General features: G+C 64.5%; 28 protein-coding genes. 16 read left to right on the top strand and 12 right to left on the bottom strand.

All coding sequences use genetic code 11. The annotated features are described in order from the left end of the window. The first annotated feature begins 35 nt into the window (after positions 1 to 35). Together H5P29_RS13285 and H5P29_RS13280 are read left to right on the top strand one after the other, a co-directional pair. A complete protein-coding gene (locus H5P29_RS13285; RefSeq protein ID WP_067959863.1) occupies positions 36 to 626 on the top strand; it encodes a VOC family protein in 591 nt (196 codons plus the stop codon). Between the two features lie 17 nt (positions 627 to 643). Next, positions 644 to 1333, top strand: coding sequence for a glutathione S-transferase family protein (locus H5P29_RS13280; protein WP_067959860.1), 690 nt, complete (start codon positions 644 to 646; stop codon positions 1331 to 1333). A gap of 64 nt (positions 1334 to 1397) precedes the next feature. Here H5P29_RS13280 and H5P29_RS13275 read toward each other — a convergent pair whose 3' ends face one another. The 4 genes from H5P29_RS13275 to H5P29_RS13260 form a co-directional block, all read right to left on the bottom strand. Continuing rightward, entirely contained in the window at positions 1398 to 2099 is a 702-nt protein-coding gene (locus H5P29_RS13275) for an outer membrane protein (RefSeq protein ID WP_169808325.1), read from the bottom strand. A 139-nt stretch (positions 2100 to 2238) separates the two neighbouring features. Continuing rightward, positions 2239 to 2529 (bottom strand): HlyU family transcriptional regulator, encoded by a 291-nt coding sequence (locus H5P29_RS13270; RefSeq protein ID WP_067959855.1) that lies wholly within the window; start codon positions 2527 to 2529, stop codon positions 2239 to 2241. A 104-nt stretch (positions 2530 to 2633) separates the two neighbouring features. Continuing rightward, positions 2634 to 2927 (bottom strand): GYD domain-containing protein, encoded by a 294-nt coding sequence (locus tag H5P29_RS13265; RefSeq protein ID WP_067959851.1) that lies wholly within the window; start codon positions 2925 to 2927, stop codon positions 2634 to 2636. A gap of 131 nt (positions 2928 to 3058) precedes the next feature. Beyond that, positions 3059 to 3952: a helix-turn-helix domain-containing protein gene (locus H5P29_RS13260; protein ID WP_185910355.1), complete on the bottom strand. Its 894-nt coding sequence runs from the start codon at positions 3950 to 3952 to the stop codon at positions 3059 to 3061. A gap of 151 nt (positions 3953 to 4103) precedes the next feature. Between H5P29_RS13260 and H5P29_RS13255 the strand changes: the two genes are divergently transcribed. Beyond that, positions 4104 to 4934 (top strand): N-acyl homoserine lactonase family protein, encoded by an 831-nt coding sequence (locus H5P29_RS13255; protein WP_185910354.1) that lies wholly within the window; start codon positions 4104 to 4106, stop codon positions 4932 to 4934. 24 nt (positions 4935 to 4958) lie between these two features. Here the strand turns inward: H5P29_RS13255 and H5P29_RS13250 are convergent, their stop codons facing one another. Both H5P29_RS13250 and H5P29_RS13245 read right to left on the bottom strand, forming a co-directional pair. Then, the gene (locus tag H5P29_RS13250; RefSeq protein ID WP_154384855.1) at positions 4959 to 5429 is read right to left on the bottom strand and encodes an N-acetyltransferase; all 471 of its coding nucleotides are present in this window, start codon (positions 5427 to 5429) and stop codon (positions 4959 to 4961) included. Positions 5430 to 5513: 84 nt separating this feature from the next. Beyond that, entirely contained in the window at positions 5514 to 6125 is a 612-nt protein-coding gene (locus tag H5P29_RS13245; protein ID WP_067959840.1) for a LysE family translocator, read from the bottom strand. A 235-nt stretch (positions 6126 to 6360) separates the two neighbouring features. Here H5P29_RS13245 and H5P29_RS13240 point away from each other — a divergent pair, with 235 nt between their 5' ends. Beyond that, positions 6361 to 6630, top strand: coding sequence for a DUF2798 domain-containing protein (locus tag H5P29_RS13240; RefSeq protein ID WP_154384854.1), 270 nt, complete (start codon positions 6361 to 6363; stop codon positions 6628 to 6630). A 306-nt stretch (positions 6631 to 6936) separates the two neighbouring features. After that, positions 6937 to 9105, top strand: coding sequence for a right-handed parallel beta-helix repeat-containing protein (locus tag H5P29_RS13235; protein WP_154384853.1), 2169 nt, complete (start codon positions 6937 to 6939; stop codon positions 9103 to 9105). A gap of 43 nt (positions 9106 to 9148) precedes the next feature. On the opposite strand, the gene H5P29_RS13230 is transcribed toward H5P29_RS13235, so the two are convergent. Further along, positions 9149 to 9760 carry a TetR/AcrR family transcriptional regulator gene (locus tag H5P29_RS13230; RefSeq protein WP_154384961.1) on the bottom strand — a complete coding sequence of 204 codons (612 nt, stop codon included), beginning with the start codon at positions 9758 to 9760 and terminating at the stop codon, positions 9149 to 9151. Between the two features lie 144 nt (positions 9761 to 9904). Between H5P29_RS13230 and H5P29_RS13225 the strand changes: the two genes are divergently transcribed. The 3 genes from H5P29_RS13225 (at position 9905) to H5P29_RS13215 (ending at position 11724) form a co-directional block, all read left to right on the top strand. Further along, on the top strand, positions 9905 to 10603 hold the full coding sequence (locus tag H5P29_RS13225) for a PspA/IM30 family protein (RefSeq protein ID WP_154384852.1): 699 nt from the start codon (positions 9905 to 9907) through the stop codon (positions 10601 to 10603). Positions 10604 to 10651: 48 nt separating this feature from the next. Beyond that, the gene (locus H5P29_RS13220; protein ID WP_115731274.1) at positions 10652 to 10912 is read left to right on the top strand and encodes a YiaA/YiaB family inner membrane protein; all 261 of its coding nucleotides are present in this window, start codon (positions 10652 to 10654) and stop codon (positions 10910 to 10912) included. A 155-nt stretch (positions 10913 to 11067) separates the two neighbouring features. Further along, the gene (locus tag H5P29_RS13215; RefSeq protein ID WP_154384851.1) at positions 11068 to 11724 is read left to right on the top strand and encodes an isoprenylcysteine carboxylmethyltransferase family protein; all 657 of its coding nucleotides are present in this window, start codon (positions 11068 to 11070) and stop codon (positions 11722 to 11724) included. Between the two features lie 4 nt (positions 11725 to 11728). Here the strand turns inward: H5P29_RS13215 and H5P29_RS13210 are convergent, their stop codons facing one another. Both H5P29_RS13210 and H5P29_RS13205 read right to left on the bottom strand, forming a co-directional pair. Further along, complete coding sequence (locus H5P29_RS13210; protein WP_154384850.1) at positions 11729 to 11983, bottom strand: DUF333 domain-containing protein; 255 nt, start codon at positions 11981 to 11983, stop codon at positions 11729 to 11731. Between the two features lie 119 nt (positions 11984 to 12102). After that, positions 12103 to 13185 carry a citrate synthase gene (locus tag H5P29_RS13205; RefSeq protein ID WP_067959832.1) on the bottom strand — a complete coding sequence of 361 codons (1083 nt, stop codon included), beginning with the start codon at positions 13183 to 13185 and terminating at the stop codon, positions 12103 to 12105. A gap of 74 nt (positions 13186 to 13259) precedes the next feature. Between H5P29_RS13205 and H5P29_RS13200 the strand changes: the two genes are divergently transcribed. Beyond that, complete coding sequence (locus H5P29_RS13200) at positions 13260 to 14465, top strand: citrate synthase family protein (RefSeq protein ID WP_154384849.1); 1206 nt, start codon at positions 13260 to 13262, stop codon at positions 14463 to 14465. A 72-nt stretch (positions 14466 to 14537) separates the two neighbouring features. Further along, on the top strand, positions 14538 to 14924 hold the full coding sequence (locus H5P29_RS13195; protein ID WP_154384848.1) for a DUF1801 domain-containing protein: 387 nt from the start codon (positions 14538 to 14540) through the stop codon (positions 14922 to 14924). Here the strand turns inward: H5P29_RS13195 and H5P29_RS13190 are convergent. Continuing rightward, a complete protein-coding gene (locus H5P29_RS13190; RefSeq protein WP_154384847.1) occupies positions 14921 to 15529 on the bottom strand; it encodes a TetR/AcrR family transcriptional regulator in 609 nt (202 codons plus the stop codon). The genes H5P29_RS13195 and H5P29_RS13190 overlap by 4 nt on opposite strands. An 86-nt stretch (positions 15530 to 15615) precedes the next feature. On the opposite strand from H5P29_RS13190, the gene H5P29_RS13185 reads away from it, so the two are divergent. The 3 genes from H5P29_RS13185 (at position 15616) to H5P29_RS13175 (ending at position 17697) form a co-directional block, all read left to right on the top strand. Beyond that, on the top strand, positions 15616 to 16371 hold the full coding sequence (locus tag H5P29_RS13185) for an SDR family NAD(P)-dependent oxidoreductase (protein WP_067959821.1): 756 nt from the start codon (positions 15616 to 15618) through the stop codon (positions 16369 to 16371). 31 nt (positions 16372 to 16402) lie between these two features. Beyond that, on the top strand, positions 16403 to 16960 hold the full coding sequence (locus tag H5P29_RS13180) for a class I SAM-dependent methyltransferase (RefSeq protein WP_067959817.1): 558 nt from the start codon (positions 16403 to 16405) through the stop codon (positions 16958 to 16960). A gap of 98 nt (positions 16961 to 17058) precedes the next feature. Further along, positions 17059 to 17697 carry a DUF930 domain-containing protein gene (locus H5P29_RS13175; RefSeq protein WP_185910353.1) on the top strand — a complete coding sequence of 213 codons (639 nt, stop codon included), beginning with the start codon at positions 17059 to 17061 and terminating at the stop codon, positions 17695 to 17697. A gap of 114 nt (positions 17698 to 17811) precedes the next feature. Here the strand turns inward: H5P29_RS13175 and rpoD are convergent, their stop codons facing one another. Then, complete coding sequence (gene rpoD, locus H5P29_RS13170; protein ID WP_067959812.1) at positions 17812 to 19836, bottom strand: RNA polymerase sigma factor RpoD; 2025 nt, start codon at positions 19834 to 19836, stop codon at positions 17812 to 17814. Between the two features lie 325 nt (positions 19837 to 20161). After that, a complete protein-coding gene (dnaG, locus tag H5P29_RS13165) occupies positions 20162 to 22102 on the bottom strand; it encodes a DNA primase (RefSeq protein WP_067959808.1) in 1941 nt (646 codons plus the stop codon). 353 nt (positions 22103 to 22455) lie between these two features. Between dnaG and H5P29_RS13160 the strand changes: the two genes are divergently transcribed. The 3 genes from H5P29_RS13160 (at position 22456) to H5P29_RS13150 (ending at position 26471) form a co-directional block, all read left to right on the top strand. Then, positions 22456 to 24120, top strand: coding sequence for a Na/Pi cotransporter family protein (locus H5P29_RS13160; protein WP_154384845.1), 1665 nt, complete (start codon positions 22456 to 22458; stop codon positions 24118 to 24120). Positions 24121 to 24516: 396 nt separating this feature from the next. Then, positions 24517 to 25680, top strand: a complete 1164-nt coding sequence (locus H5P29_RS13155) for an amidohydrolase (protein WP_154384844.1) — start codon at positions 24517 to 24519, stop codon at positions 25678 to 25680. 206 nt (positions 25681 to 25886) lie between these two features. Then, entirely contained in the window at positions 25887 to 26471 is a 585-nt protein-coding gene (locus H5P29_RS13150) for a glyoxalase superfamily protein (protein WP_182573270.1), read from the top strand. The last annotated feature ends 117 nt before the right edge of the window (positions 26472 to 26588 follow it).

Below are 26588 nucleotides of genomic sequence, written 5' to 3'. Positions count from 1 at the left end.
GCTTGTGCGACACTGCTGCCGACGGAGGATTGCACATGCGAAAGCTCCAGGCGCAAGGCGTACACCACATCACCCTTGTCGGCGCTGACCGGAACACCTCGATCGACTTCTGGGAAGGCATTTTGGGCATGCCTTTCATCTTCGAGCAACCCAATCTCGACAAGGCAAGCGAGAGCCACCTCTATTTCGATCCCGGCGACGGCCGCCTGATCACCATCTTCACCGACGAGAACCGCAAGCCTGACCCGAAGCGGACGCCGACCGACGTCGGCTGCGTGCACCACATCGCCTTCTCTGTCTCGCGGGTGACGTTCCTGCAGGCCGTCGAGCGCCTCGACGAGCGCGCCATCAAGCACAGCGGCGTCAAGGATCGCGGCTTCATGGATTCGATCTATTTCGAGGATCCCCTCGGCCTCCTGATCGAGCTCGCCTCCTACCGGTTCGAGCCGCCGGCGGGGCATACCCATGCCGACGTTTTGATGGAGGCGCACAAGGTCAGGGTCGCCCGCGGTGACTACAACATCGCCGAAATCCACCTTGCCGACGCCATCGAGGCGCTCACCGAGCGCAGCCGGTCGACCCTGTCGGCCGGGCGGGAACCCAAGGATCCCTATCGCAAGAGCTGAACCCGGGAGAAGCTGACATGGCCGACATCACGCTCAACGTCATCAAGCCAAGCGTCAACAACTTGAGCGCGCGGGTGTTCCTGCGTGCCTCGGGACTCGGCTTCACCGAAAAGGACGTCTACGGCCAGACCCGCACGCCGGAATATCTCGCTGCATGCCCGGCCCATCTCACACCGATGATCGAAAGCGCCGAATTACCAAACGGCGTGTTGTGGGAGAGCTGCGCCATCATGCAGTACCTCTCCAACAAGCACGGACTGGACAACCTCTACCCCAGGGATGCCGAGCGGCGCGCGATGATCGACAGCGCGATGTTCTACCTCATCGGCACATTCTATCCCTATCTCGCGCGCGCCACCTACCCGGCACTCAACTTCCCGCAATATCCCGGCGAAGTCGGCTACAGCGACGCTGACGCGCCGACAAAGGAAAAGGCGCGCCAGGCCGCCGTCGAAGCCCTCGCCGAGCCGCTCGACGTGTTTCGCTCCTTCTACATCAAGGACAAGCCCTTCATCGGCGGCGACAGCCCGTCAATCGCCGACATCCGGCTCGCCGCGACCCTGGAATTCCTCGCCGTCATCGACTATCCGCTGCCGGCCTGGGCAAAGGCCTATGTTGCGGCCATGGAGAAATCGCTGGGCGACGCCTACACCGAACCAGCCAACGACGTGCGCGGCTACATCGGTTATGTCAGGTCGCTCGGCTAGGCTTGGCCACAGCCCTCGGAAACAAAAAAACCCCGGCGCGAGGCCAGGGTTGATATGGCGCGCCTCAGAACTTGTAGTTCAGGCCGATCTTGACGGCGTGGACGTTGAAATCGCCCTCATAGGAGCGAAACGGAATGGGATCGTCCAGCGCCACGTCGCCCGAGAAGTGATAGAACTGGTACTCGCCCTTCACCGACCACTTGTCGTTCAGCGCATGCTCCACGCCGCCGCCAATCGTCCAGCCGGTCAGCGTCTTGGATCCACGTGAGTTGAAGGTGTTCGGGTCCGTGAAGTCGCTCATTTCGAGCCGCGTAAAGCCAATGCCCGCCTTGCCATAGAACAAGGTGCGGTCGACCGCGTAGCCGGCACGGCCGGTGATGCTGGCAAGGAACGAATACTCGTTGTCGTTGCGCGCACCATTGTCCGTCTCGGCGGGAAATTCGTTGATCCTGGAGCTCCCATCCGCCCAGGAGTAGGACAGATCGCCCTCCAGGCCGAGAACCCATGAACCCCACTGATGGTTGTAGCCGACCTGGGCACCCAGCAGGCCGCCGCGGGCCTCGGGATACGCTGTCTCGAAGCGTCCGATGACAGGGTGCGGATAAGCACCGTCACCACTGCCCCAAGAGTAGCCGCCATGAACGCCGGCATAGAAGCCGGTCCAGTTGTAAGGTGCTGCCACCGGGTCAGCTGCGACCGCATCGGCAGCCACGCCGGCGCCGGTTGCGGCGAAGAGGATCGACGAGGCGAGAAGAACGGCTTTCATGAGCATTCCCAGATTCGGATGCGACAACCCTAGGGTTTCATGAATCCGCCACGCAAGGCAGGATCGAACAGAAAGCTCTCATTGCGACAAAAAGTTGCATTAGGGCAACATGATGAAGCGGCACGAGGCGCGCGCTCCGTCAGCCGAACATGCGTTCGCCCTGCTCGTCGACGAGCTGACGGCCCTTGGTCAGCGACACCTCGACCGCGTCGTCGAGCGCTGCGAAACGGTCGGCGCGGATGAACTTGTGTTCCTTGACCACGCCCTCGACATCCTTGGAAACGATGCCGCAGGTCTGGAACTGGCCGCCTTCCTTGTACGGCATCGCCTTGATGGCAAAGCCCTTGTATTCGATCTCCTTGGCCACCGCTGCCGTCTGGGTCTCGACAGAGCTCCCGCCCCCGCCAAAAAGTCTCTTCAGAAACGACATCTGGTTCTTCCCGTTGTTTTTCCGAAGCTTAGACGGTCATCTTGATTCAGTCGAGGCGTTTCGAGCCACGGCGCAGGCAGCGGGCTTGCGCCGTGGCGATCCGCCTAGCCCATCGAAGCGATAATCTCGCGATAGGCAAGTTCGGGGAAGGCTTTCAGCGTGCGTGTCCTGATGTTGCCGGCCTGTCCCAGGATCAGCGCGAAACGCGCCACCACCGCATCGTCGGGCGCCTCCGCGACCGCCACCATGTCGTACTCGCCCATGGTCAGATAGAACTGCTTGAATGAGCCGCCCATTTCACCGAGCAGCTTCTTGGCCGCGTCGAGCCGCTTGGGCGACGAACGAACGTCGCGCACGCCCTGGTCGGTCCAGTTGATCAGCATGATGTATGTCGTCACTGCACACCTCCCTCCGGTGCCACGGAGCACGGCATGAAGGCCGGGGCGGGCATCCGGGTCATCGCCCTAAAATGCATCCACGGAGAGGCAGTATCCTCCCCCGCCGGCCTTCCGGCAAGGTTTTGCGCGGATCAACCCTGCTGCGTTGGCTGGCGCAACCGGACTTCAGCCGGAGACGCGCCATAGACCGCCTGGAAGCGGCGGGCGAAATGCGACCTCGAAGCGTATCCGGCGGCATCGGCCGCATCGGTGATGTTGCTCTCGCCGCGCGCCAGCATCTCATGCGCCAGCTGCATCCTGACCGACGCCTGGACGCCGCGCAACGAGGTGCCCGCTTCGACCAGCTTGCGCCGCAGCGTCGAGGCGCCGACACCGAGCTCTCGCCCGATCTCCTCGGCCGTCCAGCGCCTGGCCGGCGCGCGCGCCACCAGCCATGCTGCGCGCTCGGCCAGCGACTGCGCAAACAGCGGCTGTGCCACCGGCAACTTCCTGAGCAGGATGAGCACTTCGGCGAGGCGATGTTCGGCCAGCACCGCGGCATGATCGGACCCGCCGAGCGATATGGCGGCATGGCCGAGCGCATCGACGAGTTCCTGAGACAGTGGCACGCGCAGGTCGAAGCCGACGACTGGGCGGGCAGCGCCCGGCATTTCCTGCACCCATTTCGGCACCTGGGTGACCTCGAGCAGCAGCGACTCGTAGAGGCCGTTGGCTTCAGAGGGAATGTTGACCGCGTCGAACGGCGTACCCGCCGGCAGCACGAACACATCACCCGCCACGAAACGCTGGCCGGCGTCGCCAAGCCAGAACTCCTTTTCGCCGCTAAGCACGATGCCGATTCTCGGCATTTCCGAAACAACGCTCACCAGTCGCTCGCGCTCGATGCAGCAATAGCTGAACAGTTGGCGGGCGAATGTGTGCAGCCCCGGCCCGCGCGCCGTACGGCTCGACATCGCCAGCGGCCGCAGGAGTTGCAGCAGGCGTCGCGACAATGTGCTTTGGGCGTCTTCGACTGGTTTGAGCATGCCCAACAGTAGCGCCTGCAATGGCGCTGTCGACGTCACATTGAGCGTTTCGGGCACATATCGCCGCCATTCCGGGCACGCTCGCCCTGCGCCAGCAGGCCATTTTGCGCGGCGTCGGCAATCGCCGCAGCCGCATTCAAGGAGATCCCAAGTGAAAACTGCACAATTTCTGGTGGCCGCCATGCTGGCCCTGCCGGCCATGGACACCGCTCAGGCCGCCGAGATCGAACTCTGGCGCCTCGATTGTGGATCGATCAAGATCAGCGATCTCTCCGCCTTCTCCGACACGTTGCGCTATCAGGGCGAACAACGCACGCTGACCGACAGCTGCTACCTGATCCGCCACGACGCATCCTACATGCTGTGGGACACCGGCCTGCCGGCCGCACTGCTCGGCGCATCGCAGGAGGGCAACGGCATGAAGCCGAGCCTGTCAAAGACGATCAAGGACCAGTTGTCCGAGATCGGCGTGGCGCCTGACAAGATCGAAACCGTCGGCATCAGCCACAACCATTTCGACCATGTCGGCCAAGCCACCGACTTCCCGCAGGCCAGGTTGCTGATCGGCAAGGCCGACCTCGACGGCTTCCGCGCCGAACCGCCGGCCTTCGCCGTCGACCCGTCGCTGGTCAAGCCATGGCTCGACGGCAAGGCGCCGGTCAATACAGTCGAAGGCGACAAGGATGTGTTCGGCGACGGCTCCGTCGTCATGCTGTCGACGCCCGGCCACACCCATGGAAGCTACTCGCTGCTTGTCCGGCTCGCCGGCAAGGGAGCCGTGCTGTTGAGCGGCGACACCGTACATTTCGAAGAGCAGTTCACGAACAACGGCGTGCCGCCCTTCAACGTCGACAGGGCACAGTCGCTGGCCTCGATGGGCAGGCTTCAGGACATGGCGAAGGCGCTTGATGCGACGCTCGTCGTCCAGCATGATGCCAACGACATCGCCAAGCTGCCCGCATTCCCGGCGAGCGCGAAGTAAGCGGAAACTCCGGGGCGGCGCTGATCAGGCGGCGGCCGCGCCGAGCTGCTTTTCCATGAACACGCTGAGCGGGTCCTCGCGGTAGTCGCCGAAGGGCCCGCGGCGGGCAAAGCCCTGGCGCTCATAGAGCGCCAGGGCCTCATGATTGTCGATGCCGGTTTCCAGGCGCAACAACGACTGGCCAGCCTCGATCACCCGCGCCTCGAGGTCTGCGAGAACGGCCTTGGAAATGCCCTTGCCCCTGGCTCCAGGTACCACCCACATGCGCTTGAGCTCGGCAAAATCGTCCGACAGCGCGACGGCCCCGGTGGCGAGTGCCGTGCCCTGCCCGTCGCGGGCAACGACGAAGCGCACATTGGGCGCCCGCAACGCCTCCAGCGGCAGGAAGTGGTTGCTTTCGGCAGGATAGAGCGAAGCGCCATAGGCGTCGCCCGCATCCAAAAGCGCGATCACGTCAGGCTTGGCTGGATCTTCCAGGGCAATTTGGAACTGCATTTCGTCAGGCTCGGCTCACAATGGCATCGAACCCGACTAAAGCGCAGCCACGACGGCCGGGCAACCCGGCCCACAGGACCACTTTCAGCGTTCCGTCAGGGCCAGCTTGGCGCCGAGCATGACAAAGGCGGCGGCGAACGTCCGCCGCATCCAGGTCAGGACGCGCGGGCTACCCGTCACCTTGTCGCGCACGGCCGCTGCACACAGGCCGTAGATGGCGAAAATGACGAAGGTCGCCAGCATGAATACACTGGACAGTTCGAGCATGCGTCCCAGCACGTTGGCTTCGTTGGGCGCAATGAACTGCGGCAGGAAGGCAACGAAGAAGATCGACAGCTTCGGGTTCAACACGTTGATCAGGATGCCGTCGACCAGCACCTGCCATGCGCTGCGCGGATCGGCATCGGCCTCGACCTTCAGCGCGCCCTGCTCACGCAGGCTTTGCCAGGCCATGTAGAGCAGATAGGCAACGCCGGCATATTTGACGACCTCGAACAACAGCGCGCTGGTGTGCAGCAGCGCGGCAAGGCCGGTCAGCGCGGCGATCAGATGCGGCACGATGCCGAGCGTGCAGGCGAATGCCGCAAGCATGCTCGCCTTGCCGCCGCGCGACAGCCCCGCCGCCAGTGTGTAGACGACACCCGTGCCAGGCGATGCGACGATGATCAGTGTGGTCAGCAGGAATTCGATCGACACTGGTGTCCTCCCTCAAGGTGCGGCGACCATAAAGCAAGACCTTCACCGGCAAAAGCCACCCGAAAAGCTTTGCCCGGCACCGTTGCATTCCGCAACGGTCAAAGCTATCTAGGCCGCGCTGCGTTCCACGCATGCCGTAAGCGTCTCACGTCAAGCAACGCATTCAACCGGTCGCGACCGGGAGGAATGCCATGACTTGCACTCTCGTGATCGACCGCTTCCAATGAGTAATCCCATGAGCTTACGTTCCCATCCCCACACATGCGGGAAGCTGCCCGCGCGTTATGCCGCCATCATCATGCCACTGGTGCTCTCGGTGCTGATGTCGTCTGTCGTCTCGGCCATCTCGACGCTGAAGAGCCTTGGGCCGACGCCGGCCTTCCTGTCGACCTGGCCCGCCGCCTGGGCTCTGTCCTGGCTGGTGGCGTTCCCGACGCTGCTTCTGGTCCTGCCGCTGGTCAGGCGCATCGTGGCACTTGTCGTCGCGGCACCTAAGGCAAGCTAGAAGCGAAACGCGCCGGGCGGCATGAGCGGCTGCCCCGGCGCGCGGTCTGGCCCAATGGAAAGCCAATTTGCCGCAGCAGTCGGCAACGACCGCTGCGGTCCGGCGCGTGGTCGCCATCTGCCCCAGCGTCCGCAGCGGTTTCTAACAAACGAACCCGGCAACGGCCTAAATTAGCATCAACGCATTGAAACAACAGGAAAAACGTCGTCCACAGGCGACGCCCGTACAGTCTCCGATTTAATCTGGACTCTTCAATTCAGGTATTTTAGCTCACCGACGTTCAATCGGAAATTTGAAGTACCTGCCATGAAATTCCCAAGCCTGTTTGCAGTGGCGCTGGCCTCCGGCACCGCCCTTTCGACCTGCGCCTTTGCGCAAGCCCAGCAGCCGATCCTCGAACTCGAAGGCAACCTTGCCTATGGCGTCGGCAATGGCGGCATCGGTATCTTCATGCCGTTCCTGCTCGACAACGGCAATGGCGTCTTCTTCGACGCCAGCGGCCGCTTCGTCGAAGGTTCGGCACGGCAGGCCTCGTTCGGCATGGGCTACCGCCACCGTGTCGAAGGTGGCTGGCTGCTCGGCGGCTATGGCTATCTCGACGTCTTCAACAGCGAACACGGCAACAGCTTCAACCAGCTGTCATTCGGCGTCGAAGCGCTGGGCCCGGTCTACGAAGCGCGCGCCAACGTCTATCTCCCCCTCGGCGACGACAAGGTCGCAGCAAGCCTGAGCCACGCCTTCGTCTCCGGCAGCGAACTCAAGTTCCAGGCCGGCCGCGAATTCGCCCGCGCCGGCGCCGACACGGAAGTCGGCCTGCGCTTGCCCATCTTCCCCGAAAGCATGAACGCCGAGATGAAGGTTTTCGGCGGCGCCTACTGGTATGATGGCGCGCGCGGCCTCGACGACACGCTTGGCGTCAAGGCGCGCACGGAGGTCAGCTTCTCCGGCCTGCCCGGTGTCTCCGGTTCGACGCTGGCGCTCGGCGCCTCGATTTCCTACGACAATGAGGACCAGACCGAATTCGGCCTCACCGCGCGGCTGCGTGTACCACTCGGCGGATCGAGCCGCACCGGCAAGGCCGCCTTCGATCCGATGTTCCAGCGCGTCGAACGTGCCGATTTCATCCGTACGTATGCCGACAGCGACGGCGTGACCGAGGCCGCTGAGTTTGTCCACGGCGGTCAGGCCGTCGGCAAGGTCGTCTCGATCTCGCAGGCAATGGGTGATGCGACAGCCATCAATGCAGCACTCACCACCGCCGGCACCAACGCGCTGGTGCTCGCCAATGGCGGCATCACGCTCGGCCAGGCGCTGCAGCTCGGCGCCGGCCAGCACATGGTCGGCGGCGGCGGATCGATCGCCGTACGCGGCGCCAACAGTCGCATAGAGGTGGCGTTCCGCAATGGCGGCGACGCAGCTAAGCTGACTGGCACCAACGCCGCCGCCAACGTCGTCAGCATGGCCTCGGGCAGCGAGATCGCCGGACTGACCATCACCGGCGGCCTCGCCGGCATCGCCAGCAGCGGTACCTCCAACATCTCGATCCGCGACGTCGACATCTCGAAGACCGCGGGCGACGGCATCCGCCTCGACAACGTCACCGGCGCCACGATATCAGGCGCCAACATCCACGACCTCTACATCTGCAACAGCAACACCAATTGCGAGTTCGCGGTCGGCCGGCCGAATCGCGCGCCGCACGCCGCGGTCGCCGCGCTCGGCACCAGCGGGCTGACCGTCCGCGATACGGTGATCGACAGCGTCACCTATGGCATCTTCGCCGGCAGCCGCATCGACCAGAGCGACTGGCCGGAGGTGATCACCCACGCCGCCAGCGACATCGTCATCGACAACGTCAAGATCAGCAAGTCGCGCCGCGAAGGCATCCTGCTCGTCGCCGCCAACGACGTGACGATGAACAAGGTCACCGTCGACAATTCCGAACAGGGCCTGGATATGGACTTGGTGGTGCTCCAGGGCACCTCCAATGTCTCCATCACCGACATGACGCTCAAGGGCGGCATCAACGGGCTGATGCTCGTCACCGCCTCGACCCTGCCTGAGAATGCGGTGACGACCAACGTCAATGTCCGCGGCCTCACCATCGACGGCACCCGCAACGCCGGCATCTTCCTCAACCCCGTCTCCGGCATCAGCTTCAAGGACGTCACCATCACCAATGCCGGCACCTATGGTGCCTACATCTACGGCAGCGAGTGGGACTTCCTCGGTGGCCCGGTCAAGAACATCGACTTCGGCAACATGCGCGTCGATGGCGCCAGCAAGGCAGGCCTCTACTTCTCCGGTCCTGCCGAAAACATCCGCGGCGATATCACCGTCGTCGACACGCCGCTCAACTGCCTCGCCGATCAGGGCGCCTGGTCGGGCACTTCGCTGACCCAGACCGACGGCTCGGTGCTGAAGCTCAACGGCACGGCGATCGAAGCGAACAAGCTGAAGACCACCTGCAAGTGACGAACGCGATCCGCGCGGCATCCGTCGCGTGGGTCCCCTCCCGTCATACCCTCTGCCTGAGGCCGGCGACGAAGGTCGTCACCAGAAGCGTGATCTGCTCCGACACGTCCCCTCGCCGGCCCTCGATGGCATCGGTCGCGTAGCCGACCGTCACGATGCCGTGGACGCTTGACCACAAGGCATGCGCGGCCGTTCCCCTCAGACGCGGATCGGTAATCAGCCCGCTCTTTTCCAGGATGTCGGCAATCAGCAAGAAGCTGCTCGAAAGCCGCTCCTCATATGCCCTGGTTTCGTCCGAGGGCTCACCCGCAAGGCCAGTGGCCAGAAGTGACTGCCAGCTTCCCGGGTTCTCAACGACGAAACGCTGATAGACCCCGGCCAGTGCCAGAAGCAGCCGGACCGGATCGGTCACGCCCTGACGCTCCAGGTCGCCAAGCACCTGATTGCCGACGGTATCAAGTCGTTCGAGCAACCTCGTGTTGACCGCCCGCAAGATACCGGTCAGGTCCCCGAACAGATTGTAGATCGAGCCGACCGCGATCCCGGCCTCGCTGGCGATCGTGCGCGCCTGCAGCTTGGCAGCCCCCCCTTCGTTGAGCAGCCTTTCGGCGATGCCGAGCACCCGCTCCTTCGTCTCGTTGCGATCCAGCGCCATCTTGTTTCCTGCCAATGTTGAAGGCCCGCCATTGCCATCCAGATAGCACAACGCCGCCAAAATGAACATCGTTCAAAATACCTCTTGAACAATGTTCATTTTGTGGTAGCCTTCAAATATGAACAATGTTCAAGGGAGGGAAGCATGATAAGGAATGTCTTCAAGTCGTTGCTGGCGGTTGCGGGAGCCCAGGCTGAAACCGGCCTTGAAAACCGCTGTGCCAACGACCTGATCGAACAACACATCAGGAACGCACAATCCGGCCTGAGCGCCGCCAAGCAGACCCTGGCGACGATCGTCATCCGCCACCGCGGTGAACAGTCGGCGCTCTCGCGCCTTGCCCAGCGCCTCAGTGACCTCGAACAGCGGACCGCCAGCGCGCTTCATGCCGGCGCCAATGAACTGGCGCATGACGGCGCAACCGTCATCGCCGAACTGGAGAACGAACGCGCGGTTCGCCAGGCGACGCTGGCAGCGCTGGAGCAGCGGATCACCCGCATGCGGCTCTCGATCGAGAAGGCCCATGCCAAGATTGTCGACCTCAACCAGGGCCTGATCTCGGCCAGGGCGCTCGACGCCGAGCATCGTGCCCAGCGCGGCCTGAATCGCTCGCTGGGCGGCTCCGCCGGCTTCAAGGAGGCAGAGGCTCTCATCGCCCGCATCCATGACCGCAGCGATCCGCTCGAGGAAGCCTTCGTCATCGATGCCATTGACGACGAGCTGAGCGGCGATGCGGTTCGTATGAGACTGGCAAACGCCGGCCACGGCCTGCCCGTCAGGGTCGATGCGACCCAGGTCCTTCAACGTCTTGCAGCCGCCACCGAAATCTCGTCACCCAACTGATCCCTAGATCTCGCCACCCCGCAATGTCGTCACTCAAGGAGGAAAATCATGAGCCCGAACCAGACCTACATCCTGTTCAACGCCGCGTCCGTCGCCGTCGCCTACTTCATGCTCGCCCTGTCGCTGTGGCTGGCGCCGGTCGACCTCTCGACCAAGGGCTACTGGGGCATGGGCGTGCTTCTGCTCACCGGCGCCCTCGTCAATCTGGTCAAGTATCGTATGGACGATCGTCTCGCCGCCGAACTGACCGCCAAGATCGAAAAGGCCCGCAACGAAAAACTGCTCAGCGAGTATGTCGGCAAGGAGTAAGCAAGTAGCCCGACCCGCGCGGCGAAGATCGCGCGGGTCGGAATCTTGATTCTTCAAGGTACGGCCCACGGTTACACACCGCACAGGCCGCCCTTGCATTCTAGGCACTGCTTTCGGCTAAGGTGGGAACGCTTGCATCGGGGACGTGGAAAACAATGCCCTCTCTCAAAATACTCATCCTTGGCGTGGCCGGCACGCTTGTCAGCCTCGGGCTTGCGATTCTCGGCGCGGGCGGCTTCATGGTATTCTTCTCAAACCCGTCCCGCACCGCTGCCGCAATCCTCACCGTCGTCCTGATGGTCGTCGCCCTGCTCAGCGGCGCCAATCTCAGCCCGGGCGAGCAGGAGGACCGCGCCAATCGCTGGGTGCTGCCGGCGCTCGGCGTCATCGGCCTGCTCAGTGCCTTCCTGCCGGCCTATGACGACCGTATCGACTTCTGGACCATCGGCGGCGAAACGATCCGGTGGATCGGCGTCGCGCTGTTTGCCGCCGGCGGCATGCTCCGGCTGTGGCCGTTCTTCGTCCTCGGCAGCCGCTTCAGCGGGCTGGTTGCCATCCAGCCCGGGCACAGGCTGGTCACCTCGGGCATCTATGCGCTCATCCGCCATCCCAGCTATCTCGGCCTGCTGGTCAACGCCCTTGGCTGGGCTCTTGTCTTCCGCTCGGGCGTGGGCGTCATCCTCGTCGGCCTCACCCTAGTGCCGCTGGTCGCCCGCATCCGGTCCGAGGAGCGCCTGCTGCGCACCCATTTCGGCGCGGAATATGACGACTACGCCCGCCGCACATGGCGGCTGGTGCCGGGTCTGTATTGAGTGCCTAATCCTTCGGTGCCACGCATTTCTGGTCGCGGAACAGCGCCCACTCCTCGCAGAGGCTGCCGTCGGGCATGCGGCAATAGCCGGTCTCGTTGCCGCCGGCGTCCTTGCGGATCTCGAGCTTGCCGCCGATGTTGCCGCAATGCACCGAGGCAGGGTTCGCCATGCCGATCGGATTTTGCGGCGGTGCCGCCGCAGCGCCCATCACGGCAAGCGAAATGGCCGCCAATCCCACAGAACTCGCCACCAGCCGCATCGGGCCCTCTCCCTTCAAGCTTCCACCGCTGCATCTAGCGTCGTACCGTCCAAAGGCAATTGCCAAATGAAAAAGCCCGGGGTCATGCCCCGGGCTTTGCGCAATCCGTCAGCATGCTCTCAGGCCGGCATCGGCCCGGTATAGACTGAGGCCGGGCGCAGCAGCCGGCCGGTGCGCTGCTGTTCCAGCGCATGCGCGACCCAGCCCGCCGTGCGGCCGACAGCGAAGACCGGGGTGAACGCCTCGCGCGGGATCTTCAGCGCACCGAGCAGGATGGCGGTGTAGAACTCGACATTGGTGTCGAGACGACGGCCCGGCTTGGCGCGGGCGAGCGCCTCGCGGGCATATCCCTCGACCTCGGCGGCAAGGCCGAGATCCATACCCTCCGAGCCCAACGTGCCCACCGACCGCTTCAGCACGTCGGCGCGCGGGTCGCGCACCTTGTAGATGCGGTGACCAAAACCCATCAGGCGCTCGCCGCGCGCCAATGCCGCGTCGATCCATGGTGCGATGTTGTCGGCCTTGCCGATGGCTTCCAGCATGTCGAGGACAGGTGCCGGTGCGCCGCCATGCAGCGGGCCCGACAGCGCGCAGTAGCCTGCCGTCACCGCCATGAACAGGTCCGCCTGGGTCGAGGCGACAACACGCGCGGCGAAGGTCGAGGCGTTCATGCCGTGGTCGCTGACGGTCACCAGATAGGCGTCCAGCGCCGCCGCTTCTGCGTCGCTCGCAGCCGTGCCGCGCATCATGCGCAGCATGTCGGCCGCCTGGCCGAGGCTGGCATCGGGCGCAACGGGGGCGAGTCCCTCGGCGCTGCGCGCCAGTGCTGCCGCCAGAACCGGCATGGCACCGAGAAGCGCCACCTCGTCGTCGAGACCGTCCTCCCGATCGATCGCGGCGATCGCCGCGCGGAAGCCGGCGCCGAGCGCCAGGCTTTCGGTCGCGGGCAGGATCTTTTCGAGCCGCGCAAAGGCACGGACACGTGCTTCGCCAAGCTCCGCCCTCAATTCGCCGGCTGCGGTTTCCTTGCCGGCGGCCGAAAGCAGGCGGGCGGCAGCCCCCTCGAAATCCGTCTCGGCGGCCAGCTGGGCGACGCGGCTGCCAGCGATGATCAGTTCGCCACCCTCGCCGTCGACATGGGAAAGTGCGGTCATGGCCGCGGTCACGCCGTCCAGTCCGGCGGTGGTCTGATGAAGTGTCATGGGCTTGCTCCTTGCTGCGCTGCAGAAAGATGAAGCTCTTTTCATATTGATCAATCTTGATTAGCTTGATCAATATGAAAAAAGCCTCCGAACCGCTCTATCTCTCGGCCCGCGAGGCCGCGGGCGAGCTCGCCGTTTCGCCGGCTACGCTTTATGCCTATGTCAGCCGCGGCCTGATCCGCTCGGAACCGTCCGAGGACGCCCGTGCCCGGCGCTACCGTGCCGACGACGTCCGAGCCCTTCTGGCGCGGCGTGCCCCGGCCGGCCTCGCCAGCGCCGGAGAGACCGAGGCGCCGGTTCTCGATTCAGCGATTTCGACCATCACCAGCGAAGGGTCGGTCTATCGCGGCGTTCAGGCGGTGGCACTGGCCGAGCACGCGACGCTGGAACAGGCAGCGACGCTGCTGTGGGACATGAACGACGCCGACCCTTTCGCCGCCGCCAACATGCCTGTCATCAGCGACACCATGCGCGCCGTGGCCTCGGTCACCACGGGCGAAGCGCCAATCCCACGTGCCATCGCCATGCTCGCGCTGGCCGGCGGCAACGATTCACGCGCCTTCAATCGCTCACGCCAGGGCCGCGTCGAGGTTGGTGCCCGTGCCGTCCGTTTGCTCACCTCAGGCATCCTTGGCACCACGCCCTCGCCTGCGCCGATCCATCTGCAGGTGGCCAACGCCTGGGCGCCTGGCCATCCCAGTGCCGAGGCAATTTTCCGCCGCGCGCTGGTGCTGCTTGCCGACCACGAGTTCAACCCCTCGACATGGACGGTGCGCTGCGCCGCCTCCACCGGCATCAACCTCTACGATGCGCTGATATCAGGCCTGGTGGCGCTCAAGGGCCCTCGTCATGGCGGCGCCGGCCCGCTGGCAGCGCATATGGTGGCCGATTTCGCCGCCACCGACGTCGCCGCCAACATCCGCGAACGTGTCGCCATAGGCGACCGCATCCCCGGCTTCGGCCACACCGTCTATCGCGACGGCGACCCTCGCGCCGACAGCCTGCTGACAGCCCTGGCCGAGGCGGGCGCCGACAGGCGCCTCGCCGTCGAGGCACCGACGCTGATCACCGAAGCCACCGGCCTGCACCCCAACATCGACTATGCGCTGGCGGTGATGGTGCGCACCTTCGGGCTGCCGATCGGCCATGAGACAGCGTTCTTCGCCATCGCCCGCTCCATCGGCTGGGTCGCGCACGCCATCGAGCAGCTGACGTCAGGTGTACTGATCCGCCCGCGCGCCCGCTATGTCGGACCCGCGCTGGGGCGTGGCGGCAGCTAGGGGCTGAACTGCACACGATATGGCGCGGCCAATGCGATCGGGATAGCGTGCCTGCAGGGGGAGAACAGCGAGATGATGCGCAAGGAAGTGCCAGCGGAGAGCCCGGAGGCCTATATCAAGGCCTTGAGCGACTGGCGCTTCGACATCGTCGAGGCGTTGCGCGCAGCCACTCGTGCCGCGGGCGATCCCGAGGCGCGCATCAAATGGGGCCACATCGTCTGCTTCTCCAATGGCCCGGTCCTGCTCATCCGGGCGGAGGAAGCCCGCGTACTGTTCGGCTTCTGGCGCGGCAAGCGGCTGCGCGGCATCGAGCCAAGGCTGAAGGCCGGCGGCAAATACGAGCTCGCCACCATGGAATATCGCGAGGGTGACACGGTGGATGCAGCGCTTGCCGAAAAACTCGTCCGGGAGGCGGTGCGGCTGAACGCCGAAGTCGGCGACCCGACGAAGAGCAGCTAGGCAAGAATTCCGAGATAGCCGGCAACCGCCCGGCGCAAGCGCGCCTGCAGATCGTCGAAATCGCTCTCGCCGGCCCGGACGGCGGCGTCGACGATGCCCCTGGACAGCGACATCAGATCGAAGGCCGTGCGCTCCGGCTGGTCGACGCCGTGGTCGCGCAGCACGCCGACGATCAGGTCGCGCATGTCGGCCTTCAGCTGCACCGTCTCCTTGTCGAGCTTGAGCTCGAGTTCCTCGTGCTCCAGCGCCTGCGCCAGCGCCGGCCGCCTGAGATGATGGCGCAGGCTCGCAGACACCATCGCATCGACGGCACGGGTAAGCCCCTTGCCCTCGGCCTCGCGCACGGCACCGACGAAATCGGCCAGCATGTCCTGTCGCATCTGGCGGACCAGCTCGGCCAGTATCGCCTCCTTCGCGGGGAAGTACTGGTAGAGCGTACCGACAGAAACGCCTGCCAACATCGCGACATGATTGGTGGTGAGTCCGGCGCTGCCCGACGTCTCCAAAATGCGAGCAGCCGCCTCCAGGATCGCAGCGCAGGTGGCAGCGCTGCGCTCTTGCCGCGGTGTCTTGCGGGGGGTCAGCCGGGACTTTGATGCGTTCATGGGATGCGAGTAGTGGGTGACACGATTATTCGCAATATTTCCCGCACCCAAGTACGGGTCAACAGCCAAGCCCACCAGGTCAGGGAATGCACGACAGTTTCGACTTCAACGACAGGACCGTGCTCGTCACCGGCGGCGCACGCGGCATCGGCCTGGAGCTCTCCCGCCAGCTGGCCGCCAAGGGCGCGCATGTCATCGCGGTCGGACGCGACGCTGCCTCGCTGGATGCGCTGGCGAAGCAACTCCATGGCTCGGTCACCATCCAGCAAGTCGATCCCGGCACATCAGCCAGTGCCGAGGCCCTGTCTCAATGGGTGGCCGAAACGCGCCCGCAGTGCAGCGCGCTGATCAACAACGCAGCAATCATGCATCACACCGATCTGACAGTGGACAGCCAGGCCCGGCTCGACGCCATGTCGGCCGAAATTGCGGTCAACCTGACCGCGCCGCTGCAACTGTCGGTGGACGCTGCCGGTGCTGTCGGCTCATCCCTCCTCGGCCGTCGTCAACGTCACCTCCGGCTTGCCATCGCGCCTAAGCGCGAGGCCGCCGTCTACTGCGCCAGCAAGGCTGCCCTGCGCAGCTTCACCCGTTCGCTGCGCGACCAGTGCCGCGCGGCCAAGCTTCCGATCCAGCTCACCGAAGCCGTCATGACGCTTGTCGACACCACCCTGTCGCGCGCCGGTCCGCTCCGGAAATATCCGCCGGCGCTGGCCGCCGCCGACCTCATAGCCGGCATCGAACGCGGCCTCGACGAGATCTGGATCGAAAAGACCAAGCTCTTGCGCATCGTGCATCGGATTTCGCCCGAGCTTGCCTATTGCATCATGCGCGACCGCTAACCACCTACGCCAAAAGCCAGGACCCGCAAGAATGACCGAATTCAATGCGTTCGCTGCCCAGCTGCTACGCCGGCCCCGTCAGGTGTCGGCCCTTGCCCCTTCGTCGCCGAGTTTGTGCCAGCTCATGGCCAGCCAGCTGCCGCGCTGGGCCCGGTGGGTCGCCGAGTTCGGCCCCGGCACCTGCAACATCACCCGTGAAATCCTGAAGCTCGGCATCGCGCCCGCCGACCTCTTCCTCTACGAGCTCAACCCGGTCTTCTGCCGCATGCTGCGCGACCGCCACCCAGAAGTGACCGTTTTTGACGAACCTGCGGAAAAACTGGCGTCCGTAGGACCGCAGCACGTCGACGCCGTCGTCTCTGGCCTGCCGCTGCTGTCGATGACATCAAGCCAGCAGGAGGCGATCCTGTCCGCCGCCTTCTCGCGGCTCGGGCCCGATGGCGTCTATATCCAGTTCACCTATGGGCTGTTCTCGCCGGTGCGCAGCAACATTGCCGAAAGCCTCGGCCTGGAATTCACCCGTTCGCCCCGCGTCTGGCGCAACCTGCCGCCGGCGGTCGTCTACGTCTACCGGCGCAGGCGCAATTAGGCAGGCTTGCGCAGCACCGATATCCGGCGCCGCAATCGCGCCACAGTGACGGGCGAACCAGTTGGCTGCACAAAAACCCGGGTCGCATGTCGCCTGTCGTGAAACTGGATCCCAGCTGGCCCGTCTCGCTGGCATTGCATGCCCTTTTGCTGGCCGCCCTCTTGCTGTTGCCGAGGCCACAGCCATTCAGGGTTCCGGCCGAGGATGCAGTGCCGGTCGAACTGGTGGCACCGGCGCCCGCACCAGTCCAGTTGCCGCGACAACAGGCAGCCTCCGCCGCACCGCTTGGACGTACCCTTGCGCCTGCCACCACCTCCAAGCCCGAGGCGCCCACCGCTCAGCCCCCCTCTATGGTCAAGGCGCACAGTTTCTACGCGGCAAAGCTGCTCGCCGACCCGCGCAGCCGCCATGCCAGGCAGGCGCTGGCGACCTTTGCTCCCGACGAACGTGCCATCCAGCTGTGCAACATCGAGGCCATGGAGCAGATCCACCGCTGGAAGGCGGAGCTCCGTCCCGATCTTGTCGTCCCCTATGCGACCGGCGATCTCAGGATCGCTGGCGGCTCGTTTCATGCGCAAGGCGGAGCCTTCCGGGCCGGGGGCCGCTGGTACGGCGTAGTCTTCTCTTGCGATGTGACCGCAGGCGCTGTCGCGGCCTTCGAGTTCAGCGTCGGCGAGGCAATTCCCGAGGCCAGATGGGCCGAATACAATCTCGTTGCTGGAAACCCGGAGGACTAGAGGATTTGCAGGAAAAGGGCCTGGCGGTTCTCCGGTTGGAATTGCGCAGGAATATGGGCCCCCCAAACGAAAAAGCCCGGCCAGAGCCGGGCTTTTTGAACGAGATCGCTGCGATCAGCTGTCGAGGAACGAGCGCAGCTTCCTGGAGCGGCTCGGATGCTTGAGCTTGCGCAGTGCCTTGGCTTCGATCTGGCGGATACGCTCGCGGGTGACCGAAAACTGCTGTCCGACCTCTTCAAGCGTGTGGTCGGTGTTCATGCCGATGCCGAAGCGCATGCGCAGCACGCGTTCTTCACGCGGGGTGAGCGAGGCGAGCACGCGCGTGGTGGTCTCGCGCAGGTTCGCCTGGATCGCCGCGTCGATCGGCAGGATCGCCATCTTGTCCTCGATGAAGTCGCCGAGATGCGAATCTTCCTCGTCGCCGACGGGCGTTTCGAGCGAGATCGGCTCCTTGGCGATCTTCAGCACCTTGCGCACCTTCTCGAGCGGCATGGCGAGCTTTTCGGCCAGTTCTTCCGGCGTCGGCTCGCGGCCGATCTCATGCAGCATCTGGCGCGAGGTACGGACGATCTTGTTGATCGTCTCGATCATGTGCACCGGGATGCGGATGGTGCGGGCCTGGTCGGCGATCGAACGGGTGATCGCCTGCCTGATCCACCATGTGGCATAGGTCGAGAACTTGTAGCCGCGGCGGTACTCGAACTTGTCGACGGCCTTCATCAGGCCGATGTTGCCTTCCTGGATCAGATCCAGGAACTGCAGGCCGCGGTTGGTGTACTTCTTGGCGATCGAGATGACGAGACGCAGGTTGGCCTCGACCATTTCCTTCTTGGCGATCGCTGCCTCGCGCTCGCCCTTCTGCACCTGATTGACGATCTTGCGGAATTCCAGGATCGAAATCGCCGTCTCGGTGGCGAGGTTCTGAATCTCGGCGCGCAGGTCGCGGATCGTGTCCTTCTCGTTCTTGGTGAACTCCTTCCAGCCGCGGCTGGACAGGTTCGAGATCGAGCGGATCCAGTTCGGGTCGAGCTCGGAGCCCTGATATTCCTTCAGGAACTCGTCGCGGCGCACGCCATAGCTTTCGGCGAGACGCAAAAGCTTGCCTTCGTTCTGCACCAGGCGCTTGTTGATGTCGTAGAGCTGCTCGACCAGCGCTTCGATGCGGGCGTTGTTGAGCGACAGCGATTTCACGGCCTTGACGAGCTGATCCTTCAGCTCCTTCAGGCGGCGGTCCTGGCTCGGCGACAGGGTGCCGGCGGCGGCGAGACGGTTCTCGACCTGCTGGTCCTGCAGCTTGCGCAGCTTCTTGTAGGTGTCGGCGATGACGTCGAGGGTTTCCATGACCTGCGGACGCAGTTCCGCTTCCATGGCCGCCAGCGACAGGCTGGCCTCGTCCTCGTCTTCCTCGTCGTCCTCGCCACGGGTGTCGCCACCCACATTGGTGATGTCGTCTTCCTCGTCGCCACCGCGGCGGCGGCCCGCCTTCGGCTCGTCCTTGGGCTTTGCGTCTTCCTCGAGGCGCTCGACGATCGGCGCCTGCTTGGCCTCGGGACCGGCATAGGTCGCCTCGAGATCGATGATCTCGCGCAGCAGGATCTTGGCTTCGTTGAGTTCGTCGCGCCAGATGATGATGGCCTGGAAGGTCAGCGGGCTTTCGCACAGGCCGGCGATCATCGTCTCGCGGCCAGCCTCGATGCGCTTGGCGATGGCGATTTCGCCTTCTCGCGACAGAAGCTCCACCGAGCCCATTTCGCGCAAGTACATGCGCACCGGGTCGTCGGTACGGTCGGTCGGCTCTTTCTTGGTCGTGGTCGCGGCAACGGCGGTGCCGGTCTGCTCGGCAAGCTCATTGGCATCTTCTTCGGCGTCGCCTTCGGAAGCCTCGGCCTCTTCGCCCTGCTCGTCGTCCTCGACCACGTTGATGCCCATGTCGGAGAGCATCGCCATGGTGTCCTCGATCTGCTCGGAGGTCACCTCCTCCGAGGGCAGCACCGAATTCAGCTCGTCCATGGTGACATAGCCGCGCTTCTTCGCGACCTTGATCATCTTTTTGACAGCGTCATCGGAAAGGTCGAGCAAAGGTCCGTCTGGGGCGCCTTCGCGTTCAGTCTCGACCTCTTCCTTTTCTTTTGTCGCCATTCTTCGCTTTCTCCAGGCGGCCCGTCAGCCGCTTAAACTCTTGGACAGTGCAAATCAGATGCGCTCATCGAACCTGCGCCTGAACTGCCAGTAGCTGTACCTGTGTTAAGTCCAGATTAACCGTGATATCTGTGGCGGAATATCTTCCTGTCCAGTGACAAGTGCCCCAATCCGCATTTTCAGGCCATCGACACGACTGGCGACCTGGCCGCCGGTTAACTTTTTCGAATCGACCTGATTCCGTCATTCCGTCGGAAGGTCAAGCGCCTCTCGCATGATTCGCGCCAAAAAAGCGAATCAATTGCGGGATAATCGGTCCGCAGCGTCAGTTACGACCGCCCCGGCCCGAAGACACCCCGAAGCCTTCGATAAGCGCTTCGGTGGCCTGCACGTCGTGAAACTGCGCCTGAACTTCCACCAGATGTCGGTAGTTTTCGTCGGTAGGATCTGTAGCCAGCGCAGCTTCGGCCTGTTTCAGCTCCTTATGTAAGGTGCGGGCGCTGCGGTGCAAGTGCAACGCCTGCGCGAAGGCGTCGCGGGCGTCCTCGATCGCCGCGTCTTCCAGCGCCGTCCACTGCCGGGCGCGCCGCGCCAGCATCACCGCCCGCCCCCACATCTCGGCACAGGAGGCGCGCTCGATCGCCGCCACAACTGCTTCACGGGTGTTGGCCTCGCCATGCGCCATCGCATCGATCAGCACCGAATGCAGCTGCTTGAGCTCGCCATGGCTGAGGTCGAGCCGTTCGACATGCTCGAAATTCTCGTCGATCAGCGCGGGGTGGTTGACCAGAGCGACGACGAGTGCCGCCTCGCGCAGAGGCATGATGCCGGCCGTGCGTTTGACCAGCGCCGAACGCGCCAGGCTTTCGGACACGGCAAGCCGACCCGCGGCGGCACCGGCACCACCCTTTTTCCACTGGCCGCGCTCGCCGCTACCCTTGCTGAACGAGCCCCTGCCGCCTTGCCCTTGCTGGCGGCCGCGCTGGCTGCCGAAGAAATTCAGCACCCGCTCGCGCATTTCCTGCTGGTAATGGTAGCGGACGCTCTCGTCCTTGATCCTGCCGGTCAGCTCGCGCAGCGTCTTTTCAAGCTCGGCGCGCCGTTCCGGCGTGTCGAACACCCCGCCCGACGTCTCACGCATCCAGATCATGTCGGACAGCGGTCGCGCCGCGTTGAGCACGGTGCGGAACGCTTCCGGCCCTTCCGCCTTGACCAGGTCGTCAGGGTCCTTTCCCTCTGGCAGCAATGCGAAGCGGGCCGTGTTCCCAGGGGCTACCAGCGGCAGCGCCAGGTCGGCGGCGCGGTAGGCAGCCTTCAAGCCGGCCTTGTCGCCGTCGAAGCACAACACCGGCTCGCCCGACATGCGCCACAACAGTCCGAGCTGGTTTTCGGTCAGCGCCGTGCCGAGCGGCGCCACGACATTTTCAATACCGGCCTGAGCGAGCGCGATCACGTCCATGTAGCCTTCGACGGCGATCACCGTGCCGCCCTTCTGCAGCGCCTTGCGGGCGCGGGCGAAATTGTAGAGCACGTTGCCCTTGTGAAAGAGCTCGGTCTCGGGCGAATTCAGGTACTTGGCCGAAATCTCCGCCGACATCGCACGGCCGCCGAAGGCGATGATGCGCCCGCGGGAATCCGGGATCGGAAACATGATGCGGTCGCGGAAGCGGTCATAGGAAACCGGCACGTCCTCGAAGACGGTCAACCCGCAGGCCTCCATCTGCGCCTTCTCGATGCCCTTGGAGGCGAGGAACTCCTTGAGCGCATTGCGGCTGTCGGGCGCGAAGCCGAGCCGGAACTGCTGCTGCGTCACCTGCGATAACCCGCGGTCGCGCAGATAGGCACGGGCACGGGCTCCGTCGGACGTCTGCAGCCGGTCCTCGAAGAATTTGGTCGCCAGTTCCATGACGTCATGCAGCGAGGCGCGCTCGCGCTCGCGCCGCTCTTCCTGCGCATCGCGCGCCGGCATCGGCACGCCGGCCATCTCGGCGATGCGCTCGACCGCCTCGGGGAAGCTGAGCCCATCCATTTCGGTCAGGAAGCGGAAATGATCGCCCGTCACGCCGCAGCCGAAGCAGTGATAGCGGCCCTTGCGGTCCTCGCAGTGGAACGACGGCGACTTCTCGCCATGGAACGGACAGCAGGCCCAGAAATCGCCCTTCTGGGTGTTGGTCTTCTTGCGATCCCAGGTCACGCGCTGGCCGATCACGGCCGAAATCGGCACGCGGTCACGTATCTCGCTCAAAAATCCGTCGGAAAAGCGCATCGGGTCCTGCTTGTTTCAAACTGATATAGGCGTTCGCCTCGCCGGACACGACTCCTATTCGTTGCCTGCCCGCGGACATGCCCGCTGTTCACAGGGCCTCAGCAGCGCAAACATCCGGCCAGACATCTCGATTGCGCCGTCGGCCGGTCGCTGTCGAACCGGAATTGCCGCCCTACCTGTCACAATATGGATGATCGCATCTTGCGATTGCGTGCACACGTGTGCACTATGGACGAAAAATATTATCCGGCTAATCTAAATGGCATGTTCATGACAGTGATTCGCATCCGCGCCAAGAGCACCGTGGCAGCCTCCCAGACAGTCCCCGGCAGCACGTCCATCAGGTGCTCCCGATGAGTGGCTCCGTCGTCCTGCTGCACCTCGCCGGCGCCGTCGCCCTGCTCCTGTTTGCCACCCGAATGGTGCGCACCGGCGTCGAGCGTGCCTATGGCGACGTGCTGCGCCACAAGCTGCGCAACACCATGCGCAACCCGATCCTGGCGGTGCTTGCCGGAACGGCCCTGGCCATTGCTTTCCAGAGCTCGACGGCCGTCACCCTGCTTGTCGGCTCCTTCGCCGGTGCCGGCATCGTCAGCGGCCTCGCCGGCCAGCTCGCCGTGCGCGGCGCCGAGATCGGCTCGGCGCTGGTCATCAAGATCCTGACCTTCGACCTGTCGCTGCTGGTGCCGCTGTGCCTCGTCGCCGGGACGACAATGTTCCTCGCCACCGACCGGCGCAGCTGGCAGCAGACAGGCCGCATCCTCGTCGGCATCGGCCTTCTCGTGCTGTCGCTCGAAATGGTCGGCCAGGCCTCCGAGCCGCTGCGCGAAAGCAAGCTGCTGCCCGTCATCATCGACTATTTCGCCGGCGACCCCGTCACCGCCTATTTGCTCGCGGCCATAGTCACCTGGCTGTTCCATTCCTCGATCGCCGCCGTGCTGCTGATCGTCACCCTTGCCGGCCGCGGCTTCGTGCCGCCCGAGCTCGGCATCGTGCTGGTGCTCGGCGTCAATCTCGGCAGTTCGATCATCGCCCCCCTGCTCACCCGCAACGCCGAGCCGGGCGTGCGCGTCGTGCCGATCGGCAACCTGCTGATGCGCGGCGCCGGCTCGCTGGTCATGCTGGTGGCGTTTCTATGGATCAAGCCGTCGACCGCGTTCCTCGGCTCGACCGGCCCCGACCAGATCATCAACGCCCACATCCTGTTCAACTGCATCATCCTGGTCGCCGGCATTCCGCTCGCCAAACTCGTCTACAGCGCCTCGGAAAGGATCGTGGCGCTTGGCACCAGGACCGATCCGGCCAAGGAGATGGCGGTCGCCGAGCTCAGCGCGCTCAACGAAGCCGCCCTCGACACCCCCTCGCAGGCCCTTGCCAACGCCACCCGAGAGACGGTCCGCGTCTGCGAGACCGTCGAGATCATGCTCCAGCGCATCATCGAGCTCTATGAGAGCCCCGACGCCGACAAGATCAAGGCACTCGCCTCGCTCGACGACCGCGTCGACCGCAAGCACCAGGCGATCAAGCTCTACCTCGCCAAGGCCACCATCCGGCCGATGACCGAGGACGAGGCGCTGCGCTGCCAGGAGTTGCTCGGCGCCTGCGTCAAGCTTGAGCAGGTCGGCGACATCATCGTCCGCAACATGCTGGCTCATGTGCAGAAGAAGCTCGACCGCGGCCTGGAATTCACGCCCGAAGGCTGGCGCGAGCTGACTTCCTTCCACGCCTCGGTGATGGCCAATGCGCGCCTGGCCTTCAACGTTCTGGTGTCGCGCGACGCCAACACCGCGCGCCAGCTCGTGCTCGAAAAGGACCGGCTGCGCGACGTCGAGAAGCAGACCAGCCAGAGCCATTTCCTGCGCCTGCGCGACGGCACCATCAAGAGCGTCGAGACCAGTTCGATCCACCTCGACACCATCCGCGATCTCAAGCAGATCAACTCCCTGCTCGCCTCGATGGCCTATCCCGTGCTCGAAGAGCAGGGCCTGCTCCGCGGCTCGCGTCTGAAGGCGAGCTGAGCAGCGCACAGTAACGCTTTTCCGCATGCGCACGCCGCGCCTCTTTCCATCGTGCGTTGCGATCCTCCGCACCCCCCTCTGGCCTGCCGGCCATCTCCCCCACAAGGAGGGAGATTAGTCGCGTCGCCGGCGGCGCCCATCCTGCAAGATTGCCAGGCCCCCGCTAACGTCAGTGATTGGGCGTAGCACCGATGACGGCGTGATCTCCCTCCTTGTGGGGGAGATGGCCGGCAGGCCAGAGGGGGGTGCGAAGGATCGCAACGTTGACGATTTGCCTCGTAAGGCGCAACCGGCGCGCTTTTCCCGCACGGCAAAAAGGCTGGCCCCACCAACCGCTCTTGCCTGCCACAGCTAATCCGGGCGACGCTGTTTCCTCCAATCCTAGGGATCAGCACAATGGCCGCGCTCGACCAGAACACCCTCGTCGCCGAGATGACAACCTGGCGGCGCGGCCTGCATGCCCATCCCGAGTTCGGCTTCGAGGAAAAGCGCACCTCAGCCTTCGTTGCAGCCCAACTCCGGGCTTTCGGCCTCGACGAGGTCGTCGAAGGCGTCGGCGGCACCGGCGTCGTCGGCACCCTGCGCCGTGGATCGGGCAACCGGGCCATCGCGCTCCGCGCCGACATGGACGCATTGCGCATCTCCGAGCAGGCCAGCCACGGTCACGTTTCGCAAAATCCCGGTGTCATGCATGCCTGCGGCCATGACGGCCACACCGCGATGCTCCTGGGCGCGGCGAAGCTGCTTGCCAACGAAGGCGGCTTCGACGGCACGGTGCGCTTCATCTTCCAGCCGGCGGAGGAATGGGGCAAGGGCGCGCTCGCCATGCTCGACGACGGGCTTATGGCGCGTTTTCCCTTCGACGAGATCTATGGCCTGCACAACATGCCCGGCCTGCCATTGGGCCATTTCGAGACCCGGCCCGGCCCGATCATGTCGGCGGAGGACAATTTCGAGATCGTGCTGCGCGGCCTCGGCGGCCACGCTGCCCGCCCGCATCTCGGCCGCGAGGTGCTGGTTGCTGCCTGCGCCGTCGTCACCAACCTGCAGACCATCGTGTCACGCCGGCTGAGCCCGGCTGACATCTCCGTGGTCTCGGTCACCGAACTCATCACCGACGGCACCCGCAACGCCCTGCCCGGCTTCGCCCGCATCCTCGGCGATGCCAGGAGCTTCCGCCCTGAAGTGAGCGCCGAGATCGAACGGCAGATGCGCATCATCGCCGAAGGCACCGCACTGACCTACAACTGCACGGCCGAGGTGACCTACAGCAGGGAGTTCGTGCCGCTGGTCAACGATGCCGAGGCCACCGCAGCCGCGCTCGAAGCCGCCAGCTCCGTGTTTGCCGCCGGTGCAGTCAACGGCAAGGGCGAGATCGTCACCGCATCCGAGGATTTCGCCCGTTTCCTCGACCATGTCCCCGGCTGCTTCGCCTATATCGGCAATGGCGAGGCCTCGGCGCCGCTGCACAACCCGTCCTTTGATTTCAACGACGACGCCCTGATCCACGGCACCCGCTTCCACGCGGCCATCGCCCGCCAGCGCCTGCCGGTGACGTGATTTTTGAAAAGGAAAAGCCGCCGCCATCGCAGCCCATTTGAACTTGCCCGAATCGCCGTCCTTGGCGACACTCTCCTTGGGCCGTGCAGCCTGCCGCTCGCTCCCCAGGGATTGGCGAATGCACCGGAGAACATGGTTGACCCTTGGGTGACCGTCGGCAATGCGAGCACTGACGCTGTATGTCACCCTCTTCAAGGGAACATCCCATGCCATCGCTTGATCGCGTGAAATCCATGGCCAAGGAGCTGCGTGCAGGCCTGGCCGCGCAAGACATCCACCTTGCCCACAGCGCCTGTCTCGAGATCGTCGCCCGCCAGTTCGGCTACGACAACTGGAACACCCTCAAGGCGACGTCCGACGCCAAGGCCGAGCTTGCCGTTTCGGTCGTCGTCGAGCATGGCCGTGAGGAAGAGGCAGCCAGTTTCTACCAGAGGGCGTTCGGTGCCATTCGCGGCGGATCCTACCTGTTCGAGGGCGTTCCGATCTCGATCGACCTGCGGATTGGCGGTGTCGCCCTGCAGGTTGGCGGCGCCAATCCCCGCCGAGAACAGGAACCGCGGCGCGGCGGGCCGTTCTTCCCCAAGGCCCATGGTGCGGTCAGCGCCGTCTTCATCCTCGATGTCGCCAACGTGCAAGCCGCGCTGCAACGAGCGATCGGGGTCGGAGCAACCATTCGTGGAAACCTGGCTGCGGCAACCGACGGCCGCCGCGGCGCAACCGTATTCGATCCGTTCGGCCACATCTGGGGCCTGCGTGACAAGGCCCCGGTCAAGCTCCGCCACGCCGCGTGATGACCTTTCCTCCTCCCGCAAGGGCAGAAGGAAAGGCGCGGCTACCCTCGCGCCCCAAACGAAAAACGCCCCGCGCTGCATCGCAGGCGGGACGTTTCTGTTCACATGGCACAAGGC

Source organism: Aminobacter sp. MDW-2 (assembly GCF_014250155.1).
GTDB classification, from domain to species: Bacteria; Pseudomonadota; Alphaproteobacteria; order Rhizobiales; family Rhizobiaceae; genus Aminobacter; species Aminobacter ciceronei.
This window is presented reverse-complemented; position numbering and strand designations above follow the sequence as displayed.